Consider the following 21969-nt stretch of genomic DNA (forward strand, 5'->3'; position numbering starts at 1 on the left):
AGAACCATAATCCTTCAACAATCGCGCGGTCCAGCGTCATTTATGCAATGAATCGTTGAGATATGCTTCACAATCATGCCGTCTGACCCTCTCTCCCATCTCTCGGCCTTCGCCGCCGTCGCCCGCCACGCGAGTTTTCGCAAGGCGGGGGCGGAACTGGGCCTGTCTACCTCCGCCGTGAGCTATGCGATCCGGGGGCTGGAAGCACGGCTCGGCGTGATGCTGTTTCATCGCACCACCCGCAGCGTCTCGCTCACCGAAGCAGGGCGGCGCCTGTTCGAACGACTGCAACCGGCCCTGCGCGACGTGGGCGAGGCGCTGGCACAGATGAACGACTTTCGCGCGGCGCCCGCGGGCACCCTTCGCATCAACATGCCGCGTTCGGCGACCCGCCTGCTGATGGCGCCCGTGCTGCCGGCGTTCCTGCGTCGCTATCCCGACATCCACGTGGAAGTAGTCGACAACGATGGCCTGATCGATATCGTGGCCGACGGGTATGACGCCGGCGTAAGGCTGCACGAGTCGGTGCCCGAGGACATGGTGGCGATTCCCTTCGGCACGCCACAGCGCAGCGCGTGCGTGGCAACGCCGGCGTATCTCGCCGAGCGGGGCGTGCCCCTGCATCCCTATGACCTCGCGACGCACGACTGCATCCGCTACCGCTTTCCCAGCGGTCGTCTCTATAAATGGGAATTCGGCCGGGGCGAGACCGAACTCGAGATCGACGTGCGCGGTCGTTGCACGTTCGGCGACCTGGGCTCATGCATCGACGCGGCGCTCGGCGGCGTGGGGATCGCGCTGGCGCTGCACGGCCAGGTCGAACCGTACCTCCACGACGGGCGCCTGGTCAGCGTGCTCGACGACTGGTGCCCGCCGTACCCCGGTTTCATGCTCTATTACCCGCGTCAGCGGGGACTGACATCGGCCCTGCGCGCGTTTATCGACTTGCTTCGCGAGGTGGGGCCCAGACTAGGCCAGGACCGCTGACCGTCGTCCGGGCGGCGTGTCGACGATCCCGAAAGGAAAAACGACGTATCCTTTGCATGATGCGGTGCAACATGCGCCGTTGGTTTCCCCCTGATCGATACCTTTGATGTCTTTTTCGTCCCCTTCCCGACGGGTGCCTGTGTCCACGCACGCACCCCACGTCGGCCTCGTGATCCTCGCCCTGGCCGTCGGCGGATTCGCCATCGGCACCACCGAGTTCGCCTCGATGAGCATGCTTCCGCTGTTCGCGGAAGGGCTGGGCATCGACGCGCCGACAGCCGGACACGCGATCAGTGCCTATGCGCTGGGTGTGGTCGTGGGCGCCCCGATCATCACCGTGCTCGGGGCGCGTCTGCCACGCCGCCGACTGTTGTTGCTGTTGATGGCCATGTTCACGGTGTTCAACGGCTTGACCGGCCTGTCGCCCAGCTACCACTGGATGCTGCTGTTCCGGTTCCTTGCGGGATTGCCGCACGGTGCCTACTTCGGCGTGGGTGCACTGGTGGCCAGTTCGCTCGTGCCCGCCGACCGGCGTACGCGCGCGGTGGGTCAGATGTTCCTCGGCCTGACGGTAGCCACGATCGCGGGCGTGCCGTTGGCGAGCTGGCTGGGCCAGGCGGTGGGTTGGCGCTGGAGTTTCGCGCTGGTGGCATTGCTCGGCGTCGCCACCCTGAGCGCGGTGTTCGCCTTCGCACCCGACACGCCAGCCGACGAAAACGCCAGCCCCCTGCGCGAACTCGGCGCGCTGAAGCGTCCCCAGGTCTGGATCACGCTCGGTATCGGCGCGATCGGGTTCGGCGGCATGTTCGCGGTGTATACCTACCTCGCCGACATCCTCCTGAGGGTGACGCGCATGCCGCTGGATTCAGTGCCGTGGGTGATGGGCGTCTTCGGTGTCGGCATGACGTTGGGCAACCTGGTCGTGCCGGTCTTCGCCGATCGCGCGCTCATGCGCACGGCCGGGGCCCTGCTGGTGTGGTCGATGATCGTGCTCGCGCTGTTTCCGTTCACCGCCGGCAACGTCTGGTCCCTCGGCGCGATGGTATTCCTCATCGGCATCGGCGGTGCGCTGGGCACCGTGCTGCAAACGCGGCTGATGGACGTGGCGGGCGATGCGCAGGCGCTGGCGGCAGCACTCAACCACTCCGCGTTCAACACCGCGAATGCCCTCGGGCCGTTCCTCGGCGGACTCGCCATCGCCCACGGCTATGGCTGGACCTCCCCTGGCTGGGTCGGTAGCGGCCTCGCGCTGGGCGGGCTGCTGTTGTGGGGCGTGTCGGTGGCGATGGGGCGTCGGGTCGCCCTCGTCCAGGCGCGCTGACGGCCGGCGCTGTGCCGTTACTTGCCGATGCAGAACGAGCCGAAAATCGCACCGAGCAGGTCGTCCGCCGAATACACGCCCGTGATGTCGCCGAGGGCGTGCTGCGCGTGACGCAACTCCTCCGCGGCGAGCTCGCCGGCACGCGTATCGCGCAAGGCTCCTGCGGTTTGTTCCAGATGATCGCGAACCTGCTCGAGCGCGGCGACGTGGCGCCGACGGGCGCTGAACGCGCCTTCGCCGGCGCCGGCCGTGGCGAGTTCTTTCAGCCGCGCGCGCAAGGCGTCGAGCCCCTCGCCCGTGCGTGCCGAGAGCCAGAGCACGTCGCCTTCCTGATAGGCCGCCGTGCCATCGACGTCGATCTTGTTGACGAGGGTGAGGCGGCTAGCGTGGTCAGGTGTGCCTTCGAAGAAGGCCTGATCGGCCTGGGCGTGGGCGGCATCCGTGACGAGCACGGCCACGTCGCAACGTTCAAGTTGCGCACGGGCACGACGGATGCCCTCGCGTTCGACGACGTCGTCGGACTCGCGCAGACCGGCGGTGTCGGCCAGCTCAAGCGCCACGCCGTCGATGTGGATCGCCTCGCGCAACACATCGCGCGTCGTGCCGGCGATGTCGGTGACGATCGCGCGCTCCTGGCCGGCGAGCGCGTTGAGCAGGCTCGACTTGCCTGCGTTCGGTCGGCCGACGATGGCAACGGCGATGCCATCGTTGAGGCGCACGCCGCGGCGTGTCTCCACGAGCAGGTCGTCCAGGTGCGTACGCAGCGCGGTCAGCTTGTCAGCGATGATCGGGTCGGCGAGGAAGTCGATCTCTTCGTCGGGAAAGTCGATAGCGGCTTCGATGTGCACGCGTAACTCGACCAGTTCGGCGAGCAGTTCGCCGACCTTTGCCGAGAACACGCCGTCCATAGAACGCAGGGCAGCACGGGCGCCAGCCCGCGAGGTCGCGGCGACAAGGTCCGCCACCGCCTCGGCCTGCGCCAGGTCGAGCTTGCCGTTGAGGAACGCGCGCTCGGTGAATTCACCGGGGCGGGCCAGTCGCGCGCCCAGTTCGATGCATCGACGCAGCAGCGCGTCGAGCAACACCGCGCTGCCGTGCCCCTGCAACTCGACGACGTGCTCACCGGTGTACGACGCGGGACCGGGGAAGTGGAGCAACAGGCCGCGATCGATCAGTTCGCCGTCGGCTTCGCGAAACGCGGCGAAGTGCGCGTGACGGGCGCGCGGCGACCGACCGAGCAGGGTGGTGGCGATCACCGGCGCGAGCGGTCCGGAAACGCGAACGGCACCGACGCCCGCCGCGCCGGCGCCGGTGGCGATGGCCGCGATGGTGTCGGTGCCGTGGCTCATGCGTTTAGGCCGTGCGTGCCTTTTCGTGCGCGCGATCGACGCTGCGGTTGATCCACCACTGCTGGAGCAGGCTGGTGGCGCCGTTCACCGTCCAGTAGAGCACGAGGCCCGCCGGGAAGAAGGCGAAGAAGACGCCGAAGAGCAACGGCATCACCTTCATCATCTTGGCCTGGGTGGGATCCATGCCCGCGGTGGACATCATCCGCTGGGTGAGCAGGGTGACGATGAAATACAGCACCGGCAGCACGTAGTAAGGATCGGCCGCGGAAAGGTCATGGATCCAGCCGAAGAACGGCGCATGGCGCAGTTCGATGGACTCGGAAAGCACGCGGAGCAGGCCGAGGAAGATCGGCACCGTGACCAGCATCGGCAGACAGCCGGCCATCGGGTTGATCTTCTCTTTCTTGTAGAGCTCCATCATCGCCTGCTGCATCTTCACGCGATCGTCGCCGTAACGCTCCTTGAGCGCCTGGACACGCGGCTGCAGCTTGCGCATCCGGGCACCGGAGCGGAACTGCGCGTCGGTGAGCTTGAACAGTGCGGCCTTGATGATCAGCACGAGCAGCACGATGGCGACGCCCCAGTTGCCGCTGATGGTATGCAACTGCGAGAGCAACCAGTGCAGCGGGGTGGCGATGATCGTGAGCCAGCCGTAGTTTGCCGTGAGGTCGAGGCCGGGGGCGATCGCGTCGAGCGTGCCCTGCAGCTTCGGACCGATGTACAGACGGGCGGTGCTGTCGACACTCTGTCCCGGCGCGACCTGGATCGCCGGCCCGAACGCGCGCACGAGGTAACGCGGGGTGGCGGCATCCGGATCGATGATCGCGGTGCTATAGGTGACGTTCTGGTCGGCCGGGGGAATCCAGGCGGCGAAGAAGTAATGCTGCTGCATGCTGATCCAGCCACCGGCGAAGGTGCGGTTCAGCGGCTTCTTCGTGAAGTCGTTGAAGAGCAGCGACTCGAACTTGCTTTCCGGGCTGTACCAGGCGGCACCGAAGAAGCTGTGCTGCGCCGGGTCGGTATAGGCCTTGAACCAGTTCACCTTCGGTGCGGGCACGCGCTGCATCTGCTGGTAGGCGTTGCCCGACCACGCGGCCTGCGAACCGTTATCGATGCGCTGGTCGAAATCGACCACGTAACCACCGCGCTTGAGCGTGTAGCGCTTGGTCACCTTCACGCCGGACGGATCGGACCAGGTCAGGTCGAGACCGGTCGAGGCCTGGCCATCGGCGAGCTTGGCGTCGGTGGTGGACGCCTGGAACAGCGCGCGGTGGTCGGGCGCCGCGCCGGTGTTGCTGACGAGCCCGTCCTGCGCGGCGAAGAAGTGCGCCGGATCGTCGTCAAGAAGACGAACCGGCGGGGGGTTGGGGTTTTTCTTCGTGACCGGCTCGTCCGGATAGGCGAGCAGCTCCGAACGCACGATGCTGCCGCCACGGGTGTCGATGGTGAGGCGAAGCACGTCGTTGGACAACGTGACCAGCTGGCCCTTGCCCTCGTTGGCGACGGCGTCGGTCGGCACCGCGGCAGGCGTGCCGGAGCCCGGGACGCTGCCGTCGGCGGCCTTTGCGGCCTCGTTCTGCGCCGTGGGAGCGGCGGCCTGCGGATGGGGGCCGTAATCCTTCTGCCACTCGGTCCACAGCAGGTACGCCACGAACATGAGCGCGAAGAGGAGGAACGTGCGCGTTTGATTCATTGCTTGGGCCAGATCCGAATGGCGCCCGGCGCGAACACCGGGAAAGGCGGGAAGGGCTTTGAACAGGTCAACGCGCGATTGTGCCGTCCGCACCCTCGCGCTTCAACGGCCGGATGCGACGAAGCAGTGCGTCGAGCTCCGCGAGCAGGACGGCGCCCGTCTCGTTCACGGCGGTGTCTCGGGCCATGACCAGGATGTCCACGTGCGGCAGCTCGGCGCGGACGTGGCGAAATGCCTCGCGCGCCAGACGCTTGATGCGGTTGCGGTCGACCGCGCGCTTGGAACAGCGTTTGGAGATCGCCAGGCCCAGGCGGGCGGTACCGGCGCCGTTGTTTCCGAAGCGCAAAAGAAAACAGCGGCCGCCGAGGCGACCGCTGACTGTTCGCAACGCGGCGAAGTCGGCGGCGCGGCGAAGCCGCGCATCGCGCGGCAGGGCTGCGGCACGCACGACAGTGGAGCCGCTTACGGGATCAGGCGCTTGCGACCCTTCGCGCGACGCGCGTTGAGGATCTTGCGGCCATCGGCGGTGGCCATGCGGGCGCGGAAACCGTGGGTGCGGGCGCGCTTGAGCTTGCTGGGCTGGTAAGTACGCTTCATGGCGCTTACATCCGGTTTGGAGATGAAAAGGAGCGGAAGTATGCGCGACAATCTTCAGGGGTGTCAAGCGCTTGGCCGTGGCGGCTTTTTCCGCGCCCCGGCCGGTCGCTCGCCGAGGGGGATGCGGAACACTGCTAGACTTTGACGTCCACCCCGCGCGCACGCGCCTCTTTCCGTGGCAAGAATACCCGATGAGTGATCTCTGGAGACGCTGTCTCGAGCGTCTTGAAGGCGAGTTGAGCGCCGAGGACGTCCATACCTGGCTGATGCCGCTTCAGGCCAGGGAGGATGTGTTCGGGCTGCACCTCTACGCACCCAATCCCTATTCGCTGGACACCGTCCGCGAGCAGTTCCTGGACCGCATCCGCGCCATGGTCGAGCACCTGGGCGGTCAACCCGTGCCCGTGAGCCTGGAAGTCGGCTCATCCAGCGGCCGCCCCGCAACCGCTCGCCCGGCCTCCACGCCCGTGGCCCCGCCTGCGCCCGCCGCCGCGGCCCGGGTGGACGAGCCATCGGCGCCCGAACCGCTGCACGTGCACAACCTCGATCCACACTACACGTTCGAAACCTTCGTCGAAGGCAAATCGAACCAGCTGGGCAAGGCGGCCGCGATGCAGGTGGCCATGAACCCCGGGCGCGCGTACAACCCGCTGCTGCTTTACGGCGGTACCGGCCTGGGCAAGACCCATCTGATGCATGCCGCCGGCAACCTGCTGATGCGCAACAACCCCGGGGCGAAGGTGCTTTACCTCCGCTCGGAGCAGTTCGTCAGCGGCATGGTGAAGGCGCTGCAGCAAAAGAACATGGACGATTTCAAGCGTCGTTTCCGTTCGGTCGACGCCCTGCTGATCGACGACATCCAGTTCTTCGCTGGCAAGGACACCACGCAGGAAGAGTTCTTCCATACGTTCAACGCGTTGTTCGAAGCCAAGCAGCAGATCATCCTCACCTGCGATCGTTATCCGAAGGAGCTGGACAAACTCGAGCCACGCCTGAAGTCGCGACTGGGGTGGGGGTTGTCGGTGGCGATCGAGCCGCCGGACTTCGAGACGCGCGCGGCGATCCTGCTGTCCAAGGCGGCCGACAAGGAGATGGACGTGTCCGACGAGGTGGCGATGCTGCTCGCCCGGCGCATCCGGTCCAACGTGCGCGACCTCGAAGGAGCGCTCAACACCCTGGCCGCCCGGGCCAACTTCTATCGCAAGCCGATCACGACCGACTTCGCCGAAGAGACCCTGCGCGACCTGCTGAACACGCACGCCCAGGCGGTCACCGTGCCGAACATCCAGAAGACGGTGGCCGACTACTACCAGGTGCGCCTGTCCGACCTGCTCTCCAAACGCCGTGTGCGCTCGCTGGCGCGGCCCCGGCAGGTTGCCATGGCCCTGTCCAAGGAACTCACCGAGCACAGCCTTCCGGAGATCGGTGAGGCGTTCGGGGGCCGTGACCACACCACCGTGCTGCACGCCTGCCGGACGATTCGCGGTTTTACCGAGAAAGACGTGCGTATGCGACAGGACTGGGAGCAGCTCATCCGTATCTTGACGGGCTGAGAACCTGTGGATAATAGGTGGATGGGCAGAGGATGGTTTCGGACCCTGAACTTATCCACAGAGCACCCACACGAAACCGGATGGTTCGACCAGTCGATTTCTTGTTTCAAGACCCTGAAAAAAAAGAAGTTTTAAGGGTTTTCAAGATATCCACCGGCCTAACTACTACCACTAAAGAATCTTAAGAACATTTAAAAGCAGGAGTAGGGGACGCATGCAATTCAGCATCCAGAGGGAAGTACTGCTCAAACCCCTCCAGCAGGTGGTCGGTGTCGTCGAACGTCGGCAGACGCTGCCGGTACTGGCCAACCTCCTGGTACGCGCTTCGGGCTCGGAGGTGTCATTCACCGGTACTGATCTCGAAGTCGAGATGATCGCGACCACTGCTGCGGAAAACGTGCAGGATGGCGAAATCACGATTCCGGCCCGGAAGATGTTCGACATCGTTCGCGCATTGCCGGATGGTGCCCAGATCGACATCAAGCTGAGCGGCGAACGCATCGCCCTCAACGCCCGCCGCAGCCGTTTCACGCTGGCCACCCTTCCTGCGAATGAGTTTCCGACCATCGAAGACATCGATCTGGTCGAGCGGGTGATGCTGCCCGAGGAAGTGCTCCGCGACCTGATGGACCGCACCGCCTTCGCCATGGCCAACCAGGATGTCCGTTACTACCTCAACGGCATGCTGCTCGACCTGCAGGAGCACACGCTGCGCTGCGTCGCGACCGATGGCCATCGCCTGGCGCTCAAAGAGACCAAGCTTGAAAGCTCGGTGGGTGCACGTCGCCAGATCATCATTCCTCGCAAGGGCGTGAACGAGCTGGTCGGCCTGTTGGAATCGGGGGAGGGTACGGTCGAACTCGAGTTCGGTCGGAATCATCTCCGTGTCCGCCGAGGCGGCGTGGTGTTTACCTCGAAGCTCATCGACGGCCGTTTTCCGGACTACGAAGCGGTCATTCCGCTCGGCGCGGACAAGTCAGCCACGATCGAGCGTGACGTGCTGCGTAGCGCGCTGCAGCGAGCGGCCATCCTCTCCAACGAGAAGTACCGCGGCGTAAAGCTGGAGCTGTCGCCCAACCGCATCAACATCGTGGCGCATAACCCCGAACAGGAAGAAGCGCAGGAAGAAGTCGAAGCCGAGACCGTGGTGAACGATCTCGCGGTCGGTTTCAACGTGGGCTATCTGCTCGACGCGTTAGGCGCGCTGCGTGGTGACAAGGTGCGGATCAACCTGCGCGACGCCCAGTCCAGCTGTCTCCTCCAGGAAGAAGGTAACGATGAAGCACGCCACGTCGTGATGCCGCTTCGCCTCTGACAGCCGATCACTTACAGTGCGGGCCACGACGCCGGAAAGTCATCGACTTTCCGGCGTTTTCATGTGGGATGGAATAAAGGTAGCGAATGAGGTTCCAGACACTCCGGATCGCGGGCCTCCGCTGCATCGCATCGGTGTCGCTCTCGCCAGCACCCGGGATCAACGTATTCGTGGGCCCTAACGGCGCCGGCAAGACCAGCGTCTTGGAGGCGGCTTATCTGCTTTCTCATGGTAGATCGTTCAGGGCCGGGTCCCGCGACGTTCTGCTCAAGCGTGGGGATGCCCAACTCTCCGTCTTCGCAGAAATCGCAGCGTCGGACGGTCGCGTGCGGCGACTCGGCCTTGGAAAGGAGGGCGGCCGCTGGCGGGCACGGGTCGACGGGGACGACAGCGCGTCACTGGGGTCGCTCGTCCAGGAATGCGCCGTCGTCTGCTTCGAGCCCGGTTCTCATGATCTCATCGCGGGATCCTCCGAGGAGCGGAGGCGGTACATGGATTGGGGCTTGTTCCACGTGGAACACGACTTCGTTTCGCAGTGGCGTCGGTATCAGCGTGCGCTAAAACAGCGAAATGCGCTGCTTCGCCGGGTGAACGGCCCCGACCCGGCGCTACTGGCGCCATGGGAGGCGGAATTGGCCGTATCCGGCGAAGCGATGGGATCCTATCGCCAAGCCTATCTCGCAAGCGTGCTACCTCATATCCAGGCGTTCATGACCGCCGTACTCCCCGAATTAGGCGCCTTTACGGTCCGCTATCGATCGGGCTGGGACGAATCGATGTCACTGGCTGACGTGCTCGTCAGCCGGCGAACCCGCGACGTCGCTCGTGGGCACACGACGGCGGGCCCCCATCGCGGCGACTTCGCCGTGTCGTTCGAGCACGCACCGCTCCGGGAACACCTGTCGCGTGGCCAGGAGAAGCTCTGCGCGCTCGCGTGCCTGCTTGGCCAGGCGTCCCTGTTTGCCGAGTCGAGGGGGGAATGGCCCGTGATATGCCTGGATGACCTTGCATCCGAGCTGGACCGCACCCATCAAGCGTGGGTGGTGGAGCAACTTCTTGGGCGCGACGCCCAGGTATTCATTACGGGCACGGACGTGCCCAGTGCCCTCGCCGACCAGCCCATCGCGGTGTTCCACGTGGAACAAGGCGACGTGACGGGTTTGCTATAATCGATCGACTTGTCCCGCCGCCGCCGCGTGCGGCCACCCGGCCGTCCGCGGCGCCATGACCAGGCACCGCATGAACGAACCTATCGATCCGACGAACTCGAACGCCTACGACTCAGGCAGCATCAAGGTCCTGAAGGGCCTCGAGGCCGTCCGTAAGCGCCCGGGCATGTACATCGGCGACACCGATGACGGTACCGGCCTCCACCACATGGTGTTCGAGGTGGTCGACAACGCCATCGACGAAGCCCTGGCCGGCTACTGCGATTACGTGACCGTGACCATCCACGACGATGGCTCCGCGAGCGTGAGCGACAACGGCCGTGGCATCCCGGTCGACATCCATCCGGAAGAGGGACGGTCCACGGCGGAAGTCGTCATGACCGTGCTGCACGCGGGCGGCAAGTTCGACGCCAACTCCTACAAGGTGTCCGGCGGCCTGCACGGCGTGGGTGTGTCGGTGGTCAACGCGCTCAGCGAAAAGCTTTGGCTTACGATCTGGCGCGAAGGGAAACAGCACGACCAGGAATACGCTCATGGCGAACCGGTCGCGCCGATTGCCGTCACCGGCGAGAGCTCGCGTCGCGGAACGATGGTCCGTTTCCTGCCCAGCAAGCTCACGTTTACGAACAATAACGAGTTCCACTACGACATCCTCGCGAAGCGTCTGCGCGAGCTGGCGTTCCTGAATTCGGGCGTCACCATCGAGCTGACGGACGAGCGCAACGATCGCAAGGACATCTTCGCTTACGAAGGTGGCATCAAGTCGTTCGTGCAGCACCTGGCGCAGCTCAAGACCGCGTTGCACCCCACGGTTGTCAGCTTCAGCTCGTTCTCTGAAGGCATCACCGTCGAAGTCGCCATGCAGTGGACGGATGCTTACCAGGAAACGATGTTCTGCTTCACCAACAACATCCCCCAGCGCGACGGCGGCACCCACCTGACGGGTTTCCGTGCCGCGCTGACCCGGACCCTGCAGAGCTATATCGAGAAGGAAGGCATCGCCAAGAACGCCAAGGTGGCGCTGTCCGGCGACGACATGCGCGAAGGCCTTATCGCCGTGCTGTCGGTGAAGGTGCCCGACCCGAAGTTCTCCTCGCAAACCAAGGACAAGCTGGTATCCAGCGAGGTGAAAACCGCGGTGGAGCAGGTCGTCAACGACAAGCTCGCCGAATTCCTCCTCGAAAACCCTAACGAAGCCCGATCCATCGCCTCCAAGGCCGTCGATGCCGCGCGTGCCCGTGAAGCGGCGCGCAAGGCCCGGGAAATGACCCGCCGCAAGGGCGCGCTGGACATCGCCGGCCTGCCGGGCAAGCTGGCCGACTGCCAGGAGAAGGATCCGGCGCTGTCCGAGTTGTTCCTGGTGGAGGGTGACTCCGCAGGCGGCTCCGCCAAGCAGGGCCGCAACCGCCGCACGCAGGCCGTGCTGCCGTTGAAAGGCAAGATCCTCAACGTGGAGAAGGCCCGGTTCGACAAGATGATTTCCTCGGCCGAAGTCGGCACGCTGATCACCGCGCTGGGCACGGGCATCGGCAAGGAGGAATACAACCCGGACAAGCTCCGCTACCACCGCATCATCATCATGACCGACGCGGACGTGGACGGATCGCATATCCGCACCCTGTTGTTGACCTTCTTCTACCGTCAGATGCCCGAACTGATCGAGCGTGGCCACGTGTACATCGGTCTGCCGCCGCTCTACAAGGTGAAGCAGGGCAAGCAGGAGATGTATATCAAGGACGATGCGGTGCTCAACGAATACCTCATCGCCAGTGCGGTGGATAACGCGTCGCTCACGCCGGAAGAGGGCGCACCGGGTATCGACGGCATGGCACTCGAAAAGCTGCTGCGCGACTTCCAGGCGGCCCTCGATCAGATCGAACGGCTCAGCCACCGGTTCGATCCGGCGTCGCTCAATGCGATGATCGAACACTCACCGCTCGAGGAGACGTTCTGGCAGGATGCCCAGGCGATGCAGGCCTGGCTTGACGGCGTGGCCACCCGTCTCAGTGCGAGCGGCCTTGGCAAGCCGACGTACACGCTGCGCTTCCGCTCCGCCGTCAACGAGCAGGGCGCCGCCGTGGAAGTCGAGCGCATGCAGCACGGGCTCAGCCACACCTGGATCATGCCGCAGGCCTTCTTCGGTGGCGCCGAGTTCAGGGCGATCCACACGATGTCCCGCCAGCTCGCCGAGCTTCGCCTGCAGCCTGGCGCGGTGGTGCGCCGGGGCAACGCCTCGCGCGGCGTCAACAGCTTTGCGGAGGTGCGTGGCTGGCTGCTCGACGAGGCGAAGAAGGGGCGCACGATCCAGCGCTTCAAGGGCCTGGGCGAAATGAATCCCGAACAGCTGTGGGAAACCACCGTCAACCCGGAAACGCGCCGCATGCTCCAGGTGGGCATCGAAGATGCCGTGGCGGCCGACCAGATGTTCTCGATGCTCATGGGCGAGGCGGTTGAGCCACGCCGCGACTTCATTGAATCCAATGCGCTGAAGGTGGCCAACCTCGACGTGTGACGGTTCGTGTCGCGCAGGTAGCCGTCAAAGGCCCGGTCATCACGATGACCGGGCCTTTGTATTTGGATCGTGGCAGTTCAGTGGTACGAAAATGGCGTTTTCAAGGCCCGAAAGTTGGGCTAAAAAGGTAAGCGCCAACATTCTTCTAACAAGTCATTGTTTTGACACGTCTTTTTTGATGCGTCGCGACTTGTTCTTAGGAATCGAATCGGGTTAACCTCTGTAATCCCCCGAAGCACTTCATTGTGCGACGAGTCCTTCAACAGAGGTCAGTCAATGAAACAGGGTTCCTTCATCAAGATGGCGCTCGCCGCAGCGATCGCACTCTCCTTCGCCAGCGGCGCGACGATCGCGCGCGACAAGCCGGCGGCGCAGGATAAGAAAGAAGCGCTGTATCCGAACGCCACGCGTCAGGAACCCAAGCTCGACCTCAAGAGCGAAAAAGACCAGAAGGCGATCAACGAAGGTCTCGACGCCGCCAACAACGGCGACAAGGACAAGGCGGTGCAGATCCTCACGCCGCTCGCCGACGGCAGCGGCACCAGCAGCAAGTACGCCCAGGCGCTCGCGCTGCAGGGCCTTGCCAACATGAAGTACAACGACGGCGACGTCAAAGGCGCGATCACCACGCTGAAGAAGGCGCTCGACATCGGCGTGATGCCGAACGACACCTACTTCCAGCTCAAGTACATGTACACCCAGTTCCTCGTGGCCGACGAGCAGTACGCCGCCGCGCTGCAGTCGCTGCAGGAGTGGCGCAACGAAGGCAAGAAGGAAACCGCCGACTCGTATGCGCTCGAAGGCAACATCGACTATCGCCTCGAGAAATACCCCGAAGCCATCGCGGCCATCAACAAGGCCAAGTCGATGCCGGATGCGAAGCCGCAGGCGTCGTGGGACCAGATCCTGATGGCGAGCTATTCGGAGACCGGCCAGGGCGACCAGGCGGCGAAGATGGCGGCGGACGAACTGGCGAAGAATCCCAACGACGCCACCGCGTTGAACAACGCCACCTCGTCGCTCATCCAGGCGCAGAAATATTCCGACGCCATCGCGCTGCTCGAGAAGGCGCACACCGCCGGTGCGCTGAAGGACGAGAAGCAGTACGTCAACTTCGCCAAGGTCTACCTGATCGACGGCCAGGATCATGCCGAGCGCCAGAAGGCCAACGCCGTCAAGGCCGTGGCCATCCTGAAGGAAGGCATGGACAAGGGCGTGGTGCAGAAGACCGCCGACAACTACAACCTGCTCGGCGACGCCGCGGTGACGGGCGACGACATGAGCGGGGCGCTCGCCGCCTATCAGCAGGCCGCCGCAGTCGCCACCAATGGCGAGCCGGCCCTGAAAGCCGCGCGTGTGCAGCTCCAGGAAAACCAGTTCGCCGCCGCTGAAAAGTCGGCGACGGATGCCATCAGCAAGGGTGTGCAGCATAAGGGCCAAGCCTACATGGTGCGCGCGGAAGCCAAGCGTGGTCAGAAGAACAAGCAGGGCGCCATCGCGGACATGAAGCTCGCGGCCCAGGACCCTGAAACCTCTGCCAAGGCGAACGCCTGGTTGAAAACCGCAGGTAAGTAAAGCGGCCTTGTAAAGTGCCCGAAGGGGGGCTTGTGGTAAGCCATAAATCCTCCCTTCAGGTGCTATACAAACGCCATATGCTGGTGTAACTTGCGTATCTTTCCGCTTGCAGAAAATGGCGCTTTTTCGGCAAAGTCAATTGCCGGGCGCCGGAAGTGCAGTGCGGGTCTCACTCCGCTTGATTAGCTCTTGATAGTGACTGATGGCCTCAAGTAACGAATCAACCGGCCAAGCGCCGTTCAGTTGGGGGCGCACCAGTGCAATGGCCGTGGCCATCGCGCTGCACTCGTTCGCTTTCCTCGTGCTGGTAGCGCCGATGGCGCCGCCGAAGACGCAGGAAAAGCAGAAGGACAAGGTCGTGCAGGTCGATTTCATCGAACCGCCGCCGCCGCCCCCGCCGCCGCCGCCGCCGCCGCCGGAACCCCCGAAGCAGCCGCCGCCGAAAATCATTCAGCAGGTGAAGCCGCCGCCGACACCGCCGCCGCCGGCTCCGCCGCCGCCGGCCGTCGAGGAAGCGAGCACCAACGCGCAGCCGGCTCCGCCGCCGGCGCCTCCGGCACCGCCTGCGCCGCCGGCCGATATCGCGCCGAGCGAAAATCTGTCGTACCGTCAGCGGAACCCCCCAAGGTATCCGCCGCAGGCTATCCGCCAGCGTCATGAGGGTACGGTGGTACTTCTGGTCCTCGTGGGTGTCGACGGTTCGCCGAAGGACATCAAGGTCGACCAGTCGAGCGGTTTCCGCGAATTGGACAAGGCTGCGGAGGATGCCGCAAGGAACTGGCGATTCAACCCGGGCAAGCGAGGCGGTCAGGCCGTCGAAGGCTATGCACGTGTCCCCGTTACGTTCAACCTAAACCAGCTGTAAGTTCGTCCTCACACTTACTTACAGCTCCGTTCCTGATTGATTTCCCAAGGGTAGCGTTATGTTGCAAGACACCTCCGCTCAGCCTGCTAATCCAGGTCAGAACTCCAACGCCGACGCCCTCAAGCAGATGGGCTTCGACCACCTGATTCACAACTTCGACCTCCTGGGTTGGATTGTGTTCGTCGTGCTGGTCGCGATGTCGGTCCTCTCGTGGTACTTCATCGTCGCCAACTTCATCCGTAACAGCATGGTCCGCTCCCGTGCCGACAAGGTCATCCAGGGCTTCTGGAACACCTCGTCGACGCAGGAAGCCATCCGCGTGCTCGAAGAGCAGCCCAAGGGTGAGCCGTTCTCGAAGATCGCGCTCGACGCCGCTTCGGCCGTCGCTCACCACCAGCAGGCTGCTGGCGGTCGCCTCGCCGAGTCGCTGTCGCGTTCCGAATTCGTCGACCGCGCCCTGCGCCAGGCCGTGGCTCGCGAGAGCCTGCGCCTCGAAGGCGGCCTGACCCTGCTCGCCACGGTCGGTTCGTCGGCACCGTTCATCGGTCTTCTCGGTACGGTGTGGGGCATCTATCACGCGCTGATCGGTATCGCCGCGGCGGGTGAAGCTTCGATGGGCAAGGTTGCCGGCCCCGTCGGTGAGGCGCTGATCATGACCGCGTTCGGTCTGTTCACCGCTATCCCGGCCGTGCTCGCATACAACTTCTTCATGCGCTCCAACCGCCTGACCTACGCCAAGTTCGACGAATTCGCGCACGACCTGCACGACTTCTTCGCCACCGGCGCCCGTGTCGAAGGCACGAAGTAATTCGCTAGAGGATTCGACCCATGGCTATGAGCAGCGGGGGCAACTCCGGTGGTCCGATGTCGGAAATCAACGTCACGCCGCTCGTCGACGTGATGCTGGTTCTCCTGATCATCTTCATGATCACGGCGCCACTGATGTCCCACAAGGTCCAGATCGATCTGCCGAAGGCTAATCCGAACACCAAGGATGAGGCCCCGGTCGAGCCGATGGATCTCGCGGTCAAGCCGGACGGTACGTACTTCCTCAATGACAACGAAGTCAGCGAGGCTGAATTGAAGGCCCAGTTCGCGGTTGCGGCGGCCAAGTCGCCGCAGCCCGAGCTCCAGATCCGTGCCGACCGCACCACCGAGTACAAGGTGGTGAAGAAGATCCTTGGTGACGCCAAGGAAGCCGGTATGGTCCACGTCGGCTTCATGTCGACCGGCAAGGAGTAACGAACATGGCATTCAGCTCAGGCAACTCCGGTGGCCCGATGTCGGACATCAACGTCACGCCGCTCGTCGACGTGATGCTGGTGCTCCTGATCATCTTCATGATCACGGCTCCCCAGCTGTCGCATAAGATCAAGATCGATCTGCCGCAGCCGAATCCGAACATCGTCAACCCAGAGAATCCGCCGGATCCCGTCCGGTTGCAGATCCGCCAGGATGGTTCGCTCTACTGGAACGACACACCGGTCGACGAATTGGGCCTCAAAGCCCAGATCGCGGTGATCGCCCAGCAGTCCAACCAGCCGGAACTGCAGATCGACGCGGATGACGCGGCTCAGTACGAGGCCGTGGCTCGCGTGCTTTCCGACGCGAAGAGCCAGGGCCTGACCAAGATCGGTTTCGTCAATTCGAACTGATCGTCGGTTGTCCGGTAAGACCAAAAAACCCCGCTTCGGCGGGGTTTTTTTTGTTCTTCGCGGAAGGGCGGGGATGCTGCATGGATGCAGGCGCTGCCATCGGATCGGACGGTGAGGCCGTGAAGCCGTGAAGCCAAAGCCTTCGGTGGGCACCAAGGTCTCCCCACGACACCGACCGGGTGCAAGGCGCCCTTGCGCCACAAGGTCGCAAGATCACCACGACTCGGCCGGCCGAACCATCCCCCGGGTCGTCAGGTGGATAGCCGGGATGCCCCCAGGTCATACGCGAAGAACGTTTTTCCTGCGTCAGGTCAGGCGAGAATGCCGAGATACGCTCGCACGGTGTTCGAAAGACCGTGGTAGAGCGCTTCGCCGATCAGCGCGTGGCCGATCGACACTTCGGCAAGGCCGGGAATCGCGGCCTTGAACGTACCCAGGTTGGCCTGGCTGAGGTCATGGCCCGCGTTGACCGCAAGACCTGCCTGCTGCGCCCGGCGAGCGGTATCGGCGAATGCGGCCAGTTCGCTGCGCGCATCGCCGTCATGGAAGGCCTTCGCGTAGGGCCCCGTGTAGAGCTCGATGCGTTGCACGCCGATCTCGCGCGCGTGGACGAAGCCCTCGGCACCGGCATCCACGAAGACGCTGACGCGACAACCGAGTTCGCGAAAAGCCGCGACCACGGGGCGAAGGGTCTCGATGTCCTTGGTCAGGTCGAACCCGTGGTCCGAGGTGATCTGTCCGTCGGCGTCGGGCACGAGCGTGACCTGGGTGGGACGCACCTCGCGACACAAGGCGAGCAGGCCAGGGTAATCGCCTCGGGGCGGCGCAAACGGATTGCCCTCGATGTTGTATTCGACGCGACCACGCAACAGGCCGGCCAGCGTGCGTACGTCGGTCGGCGTCACGTGCCGCATGTCCGGTCGGGGGTGCACGGTAAGACCACCGCACCCGGCGTCGATGCAGGTGTTCGCCGCCGTGGCGATATCGGGCTCGTTGCCACCACGCGAGTTGCGCAGTACAGCGATCTTGTTCAGGTTGACGCTGAGAAGGGTCATCGACGGTCCCAAAAAAAACGCACGCCATCGTGACGTGCGTAACGACTGTCTTCCCAGCATAACGCGCCGCCTCCCTGCGGCGCACTCCACGGTTCCATGGAGTGAGACTCACCTCGCCGGGAAAAGGTTCAAATCGCCGTTGTGAAGACGCGCACGCGCCGTTCAGCGCCCCGCCAGGCGACGGCGGCGACGTAGCCGGCGCCGACGTCCAGCCGCCGGAACTGCCACGCCGACGCGGGCGCGATCTCGCCCTCGAAGGCGAGCGGCCGCCAGTCGTCGTCGCGTGGCTGAAAGGTCACCCGGTGCAGCCCGTACGACAGACCGCCTCCGTGCGCCTTGAGCACGGCTTCTTTCAGGGTCCACACGTCGAGGAAGGCACGGAGCCTGGCGTCTTCGTCCACCGACGCCAGCCAGTCCGCCTCGACGGGGGCGAAAAAGCGCCGCGCCAGTTCGAGTGCCCGTGGTCGCGGGCGGAGGTGTTCGACGTCGACGCCCAGTTCAAACCCTTCCGCACCACGACCGATGGCGAAGAGGGCCAGGGGACCGCTGTGCGATCCATTGAAGCCCAGCGTGTTCCAGGGCGCGGGTAGCATCGGCTTGCCGTGCATGCCGCGAATCGGTGCCGGCGCGTCGGACGACGCGTAGGCCGAGAGCAGTTGGTCGAACGCGGAGCGCCCGGGCACGGTCGCCGGCCAGGGCATGCGCCAGATGTGGATCTCATCGGAAGGAAGGTGCGGAACATCGAAAGCCATCGGGCGATGCTATCCCACAACCGGTGGCGACACGTCCTAGAATGCCCCATGATCGACGGGGGAGCGACAACGGCGTGATCGCGGGCTGGCTTCTGTTGCTGGTGTCGTTGCTGTACGTGGGCATGCTGTTCGGCGTGGCCTATTTCGGCGACCGTAACCCTTTCTACCCCCGCCACGCGCGGCTGCGACCCCTGATCTATGGCCTCGCGCTGGCGGTGTATTGCTCGTCGTGGACGTTCTACGGCGCCGTCGGCACCGCGGCCCGCTCGGGGCTTTCCTACCTGCCGATCTACCTGGGGCCGCTGTTGCTGTTCGTCTTCGGCTTCGGTCTGCTCGAGCGCCTGGTGATCGTGGCCCGCGAACGCAACATCACGTCGATCGCCGACTTCATCGCCGCCCGTTTCGGCAAGTCCCACGGCCTCGCCGCCCTGGTCGCCGTCATCGCGGTGATGGCGGTGATCCCGTACATCGCGCTGCAGTTCAAGGCGGTGGCCATGTCGTTCGCCGTATTGGGGGTAGGCGGCACCACCTGGTGGTTCGGCGACACCGCGCTGTGGTGCGCGAGCCTGCTGGCCGTGTTCGCGATCCTGTTCGGCACGCGCAACATCGACGCCACCGAACACCATCACGGCATGATGCTGGCGGTGGCGCTGGAGTCGCTGGTCAAGCTGCTTGCGTTCGTCGCGATCGGCATCTACGCATGGATGCACGGACCGGGATTGCAGGAAACCCTGCGCGCACCGCTCGCGCAGATCGACAAGGGCAGCATGCCACCCGGCTTCGTCGCGCAGACGCTGCTCGCATTCTGTGCGATGTTCTGCCTGCCCCGGCAGTTCCAGGTCGGTGTCGTGGAGTGCGAGGATCCCCGTGACCTGCGTCCGGCGCGGTTCTTCTTTCCGCTGTACATGATCATCATCTCGCTGGGCGTGCTTCCCATCGTCAGCGCCGGTCTGGGCCTGCCCCAGGTCACGCAGGGCCATGTCGATGCCTGGGTGCTCAACCTGCCGATCGCGCTCGGTAACCAGGGCATGGCGCTGCTGGCCTTCGTCGGCGGCTTTTCCGCCGCCACGGGCATGGTCATCGTCGCCGCCGTCGCGCTCGCCACGATGATCAGCAACGACCTGGTGATGCCGACGTTGCTGCGCATCGAGCGGCTCGGACTCGAGCGGCGCGGCGACCTCTCGCACATCGTGCTGCTCGTGCGACGCGTGGCGATCGTTGGGCTCGCAGCGATGGCCTACGTCTACTATCGCGTGATCGCCGACGCCGAAAACCTCGCCGCCACGGGCCTGCTGTCGTTCGCGGCCGTGGCACAGTTCGCGCCGGCGATCGTCTCGGCGTTGTATTGGCGCGGTGCCAGCCGACTGGGCGTTTACGTCGGCTTACTCGCCGGGTTCGCGGTGTGGGGTTACACGCTGTTGCTGCCGGCCATGACCCGCACCGGCTGGATCGACGCACGTTGGACCGACGAGGGCCCGTTCGGCGTCGGGTGGCTCAAGCCCCAGGAGCTGTTCCACCTGACCGGCTGGGAACCCGTGACGCACGGCACGTTCTGGTCGCTGCTGGCTAACGTGGGCTGCCTCGTCTTCATTTCGCTGCGCTTCCGGCCCAGCGTGGCCGATCGCCTGCATGCCGCGCTATTCGTCGATCCGTTCGTTCGCAGCGCCACGGGCGCGGGGGACTGGCGTGGCCGCGTGACCGTGCGCGACCTGGGCACCATCGCCGGTCGCATCGTCGGCGAGCGCGTCACGCTGCGCGCATTCAACGAATACGGGCAGCGCCACGGCGTGACACTCGTGCCGGGAGACGCCGCGGATCGACCGCTGATCCAGTTCACCGAACGCCTCCTCGCCAGCGCGGTCGGCGCCGCCAGTGCGCGACGCATCCTCATGGGCGCGCTCTCGGGCACGGGCCTGGACATCGCCGAGGCCATGGCCCTGCTCGACGAAGCATCGCAGGAGTTGCGATTCAATCGCGAGCTGCTGTCGACCACGCTCGAAAACGTCTCCCAGGGCATCAGCGTGGTGGACGGCGACATGCGCCTGGTCGCGTGGAACCGTCGTTATCTCGAACTGTTCGATTATCCCGACGGCATGGTCTACGTCGGCTTGCCCGTCGCCGACCTGATCCGCTGGAACGCGGAGCACGGCGAGTGCGGACCTGGCGAGGTCGACGAACACGTCGCCAAGCGTATCCGCTACATGCGCGCGGGATCGCCGCACGTGTTCCAGCGCGTGCGCCCCGACGGCACGGTGATCGAGATGCGTGGCCGGGCGCTTCCCGGAGGCGGCTTCGTCACCACGTTTACCGACGTCACCGCATACAAGACGGTGGAGCAGGCGCTGATCGACGCCAACGAAACCCTCGAGCAGCGGGTGGAGGTACGCACGGCCGAACTGAGCGACGCATTGAACGCGACCGCGATCGCCCGCCGTGACGCCGAAGCCGCCAACGCCTCGAAAACGCGCTTCCTCGCGGCGGCCAGCCACGATCTCCTGCAGCCGCTCAACGCGGCGCGTCTGTTCACCTCCGCGCTGCGGCAGGATCCGACCTTGAACGGCGAGGCCGCGCAGCTGGCCGAACGCATCGATGCGTCGTTCCGCGCGGCGGAAGACCTCCTCGACGCGTTGCTCGACGTTTCGCGCCTCGACGCCGGTAGCTATCGACCCGAGATCGCACCGTTCGCATTGGCGGATGTCTTCGACTCGCTCAAGCAACAGTTCGTGGTGGTCGCCGAGCAACGGGGGCTTTCGCTTCGCGTGGTCACCACGCGGTTGGCCGTGCGGTCGGATGCGCAACTCCTGCGCCGGGTCATCGCCAATTTTCTTTCCAACGCGTTGCGCTACACGCGCGTCGGCGGCGTGGTGCTCGGCGCGCGCCGCGTGGGCGACACGGTGCGCATCGAGGTATGGGACAGCGGGCCGGGCATCGCGCAGGAGCAGCAGGCGCGTATCTTCGGCGAATTCCAGCGACTGGATCGTCCCTCGCCCTGGGGCGAGAAGGGATTGGGATTGGGGTTATCGATCTGCGAGAGACTCGCCGGCATCCTCGGCCATTCGCTTGGCTTGCGCTCGAATGTCGGGCGTGGGAGTGGTTTCTCCATCACGGTGCCACGCGCCGAAGCGGTGCCGCGCAAGCGCACGCCATCGATGGCCCGTCCGGGCGGCGAGCAGCTGCCGTTGACCGTGTTGTGCCTGGACAACGACGAGACGATTCTGGAGGGCATGCGTGCGTTGCTGGGGCGTTGGGGCGTGGACTGCCACACCGCGGTCGACGTGCAGGGCGCGGCGGCGATACTGTCGACGACGCACGTGGATCTGATCCTCGCCGATTACCACCTGGGCGAAGGCATCGACGGGCTGAACGCGCTGCGACAGCTCGGCGATGCCGTGCCGACGATGCCGCCCGCGGCGATGGTCACGGCCGACGGCAGCACGGAGTTGAAGCAGCGGGCGCGTGCCCTGGGCTATCCGCTGCTACACAAGCCCGTGCGTCCCGCCGCCTTGCGCGCGCTCCTGGTCGCCCTGGCCAAACGCAGTGGAAGCCACGCGACCTGACTACCGCATGTCTG

At 64.8% G+C, this 21969-nt stretch carries 18 protein-coding genes; 12 read left to right on the top strand and 6 right to left on the bottom strand.

The window, feature by feature from the left end; translation table 11 throughout:
• Positions 1–75: 75 nt before the first annotated feature.
• Positions 76–987, top strand: a complete 912-nt coding sequence (locus tag PI246_RS16905) for a LysR family transcriptional regulator (protein ID WP_320552495.1) — start codon at positions 76–78, stop codon at positions 985–987.
• A 106-nt stretch (positions 988–1093) separates the two neighbouring features.
• Positions 1094–2308 carry an MFS transporter gene (locus tag PI246_RS16910; RefSeq protein ID WP_407069831.1) on the top strand — a complete coding sequence of 405 codons (1215 nt, stop codon included), beginning with the start codon at positions 1094–1096 and terminating at the stop codon, positions 2306–2308.
• A 17-nt stretch (positions 2309–2325) separates the two neighbouring features.
• On the opposite strand, the gene mnmE is transcribed toward PI246_RS16910, so the two are convergent.
• The 4 genes from mnmE to rpmH all read right to left on the bottom strand — a co-directional run bounded on the left by mnmE (position 2326) and on the right by rpmH (position 5947).
• A complete protein-coding gene (gene mnmE / locus PI246_RS16915; RefSeq protein ID WP_320552497.1) occupies positions 2326–3657 on the bottom strand; it encodes a tRNA uridine-5-carboxymethylaminomethyl(34) synthesis GTPase MnmE in 1332 nt (443 codons plus the stop codon).
• A 4-nt stretch (positions 3658–3661) separates the two neighbouring features.
• Positions 3662–5350: a membrane protein insertase YidC gene (gene yidC, locus PI246_RS16920; protein ID WP_320552498.1), complete on the bottom strand. Its 1689-nt coding sequence runs from the start codon at positions 5348–5350 to the stop codon at positions 3662–3664.
• A 67-nt stretch (positions 5351–5417) separates the two neighbouring features.
• The gene (gene rnpA / locus PI246_RS16925) at positions 5418–5798 is read right to left on the bottom strand and encodes a ribonuclease P protein component (RefSeq protein WP_320552499.1); all 381 of its coding nucleotides are present in this window, start codon (positions 5796–5798) and stop codon (positions 5418–5420) included.
• A 14-nt stretch (positions 5799–5812) separates the two neighbouring features.
• Positions 5813–5947, bottom strand: a complete 135-nt coding sequence (gene rpmH, locus PI246_RS16930; RefSeq protein ID WP_045828244.1) for a 50S ribosomal protein L34 — start codon at positions 5945–5947, stop codon at positions 5813–5815.
• Between the two features lie 191 nt (positions 5948–6138).
• Here rpmH and dnaA point away from each other — a divergent pair, with 191 nt between their 5' ends.
• The 9 genes from dnaA (at position 6139) to PI246_RS16975 (ending at position 16591) form a co-directional block, all read left to right on the top strand.
• Complete coding sequence (dnaA, locus tag PI246_RS16935) at positions 6139–7500, top strand: chromosomal replication initiator protein DnaA (RefSeq protein ID WP_320552500.1); 1362 nt, start codon at positions 6139–6141, stop codon at positions 7498–7500.
• A gap of 214 nt (positions 7501–7714) precedes the next feature.
• Positions 7715–8815, top strand: a complete 1101-nt coding sequence (dnaN, locus tag PI246_RS16940) for a DNA polymerase III subunit beta (protein WP_320552501.1) — start codon at positions 7715–7717, stop codon at positions 8813–8815.
• A gap of 86 nt (positions 8816–8901) precedes the next feature.
• Positions 8902–9984, top strand: a complete 1083-nt coding sequence (recF, locus tag PI246_RS16945; RefSeq protein WP_320552502.1) for a DNA replication/repair protein RecF — start codon at positions 8902–8904, stop codon at positions 9982–9984.
• A 70-nt stretch (positions 9985–10054) separates the two neighbouring features.
• A complete protein-coding gene (gene gyrB, locus PI246_RS16950) occupies positions 10055–12496 on the top strand; it encodes a DNA topoisomerase (ATP-hydrolyzing) subunit B (protein ID WP_320552503.1) in 2442 nt (813 codons plus the stop codon).
• Between the two features lie 276 nt (positions 12497–12772).
• Complete coding sequence (locus PI246_RS16955; RefSeq protein ID WP_320552504.1) at positions 12773–14071, top strand: tetratricopeptide repeat protein; 1299 nt, start codon at positions 12773–12775, stop codon at positions 14069–14071.
• A 262-nt stretch (positions 14072–14333) separates the two neighbouring features.
• A complete protein-coding gene (locus tag PI246_RS16960; protein ID WP_320552505.1) occupies positions 14334–14936 on the top strand; it encodes an energy transducer TonB in 603 nt (200 codons plus the stop codon).
• Positions 14937–14994: 58 nt separating this feature from the next.
• On the top strand, positions 14995–15744 hold the full coding sequence (locus PI246_RS16965; RefSeq protein WP_320552506.1) for a MotA/TolQ/ExbB proton channel family protein: 750 nt from the start codon (positions 14995–14997) through the stop codon (positions 15742–15744).
• Positions 15745–15764: 20 nt separating this feature from the next.
• A complete protein-coding gene (locus PI246_RS16970; protein ID WP_247372052.1) occupies positions 15765–16178 on the top strand; it encodes an ExbD/TolR family protein in 414 nt (137 codons plus the stop codon).
• Positions 16179–16183: 5 nt separating this feature from the next.
• Positions 16184–16591, top strand: a complete 408-nt coding sequence (locus tag PI246_RS16975; protein WP_320552507.1) for an ExbD/TolR family protein — start codon at positions 16184–16186, stop codon at positions 16589–16591.
• A gap of 311 nt (positions 16592–16902) precedes the next feature.
• Here the strand turns inward: PI246_RS16975 and PI246_RS16980 are convergent, their stop codons facing one another.
• Together PI246_RS16980 and PI246_RS16985 are read right to left on the bottom strand one after the other, a co-directional pair.
• Complete coding sequence (locus PI246_RS16980; RefSeq protein ID WP_320552508.1) at positions 16903–17646, bottom strand: pyridoxine 5'-phosphate synthase; 744 nt, start codon at positions 17644–17646, stop codon at positions 16903–16905.
• Between the two features lie 128 nt (positions 17647–17774).
• Complete coding sequence (locus tag PI246_RS16985; RefSeq protein WP_320552509.1) at positions 17775–18398, bottom strand: 4'-phosphopantetheinyl transferase family protein; 624 nt, start codon at positions 18396–18398, stop codon at positions 17775–17777.
• Between the two features lie 74 nt (positions 18399–18472).
• On the opposite strand from PI246_RS16985, the gene PI246_RS16990 reads away from it, so the two are divergent.
• A complete protein-coding gene (locus PI246_RS16990; RefSeq protein WP_320552527.1) occupies positions 18473–21955 on the top strand; it encodes a hybrid sensor histidine kinase/response regulator in 3483 nt (1160 codons plus the stop codon).
• The last annotated feature ends 14 nt before the right edge of the window (positions 21956–21969 follow it).

Source organism: Luteibacter sahnii, from assembly GCF_034063545.1.
GTDB classification, from domain to species: Bacteria; Pseudomonadota; Gammaproteobacteria; order Xanthomonadales; family Rhodanobacteraceae; genus Luteibacter; species Luteibacter sahnii.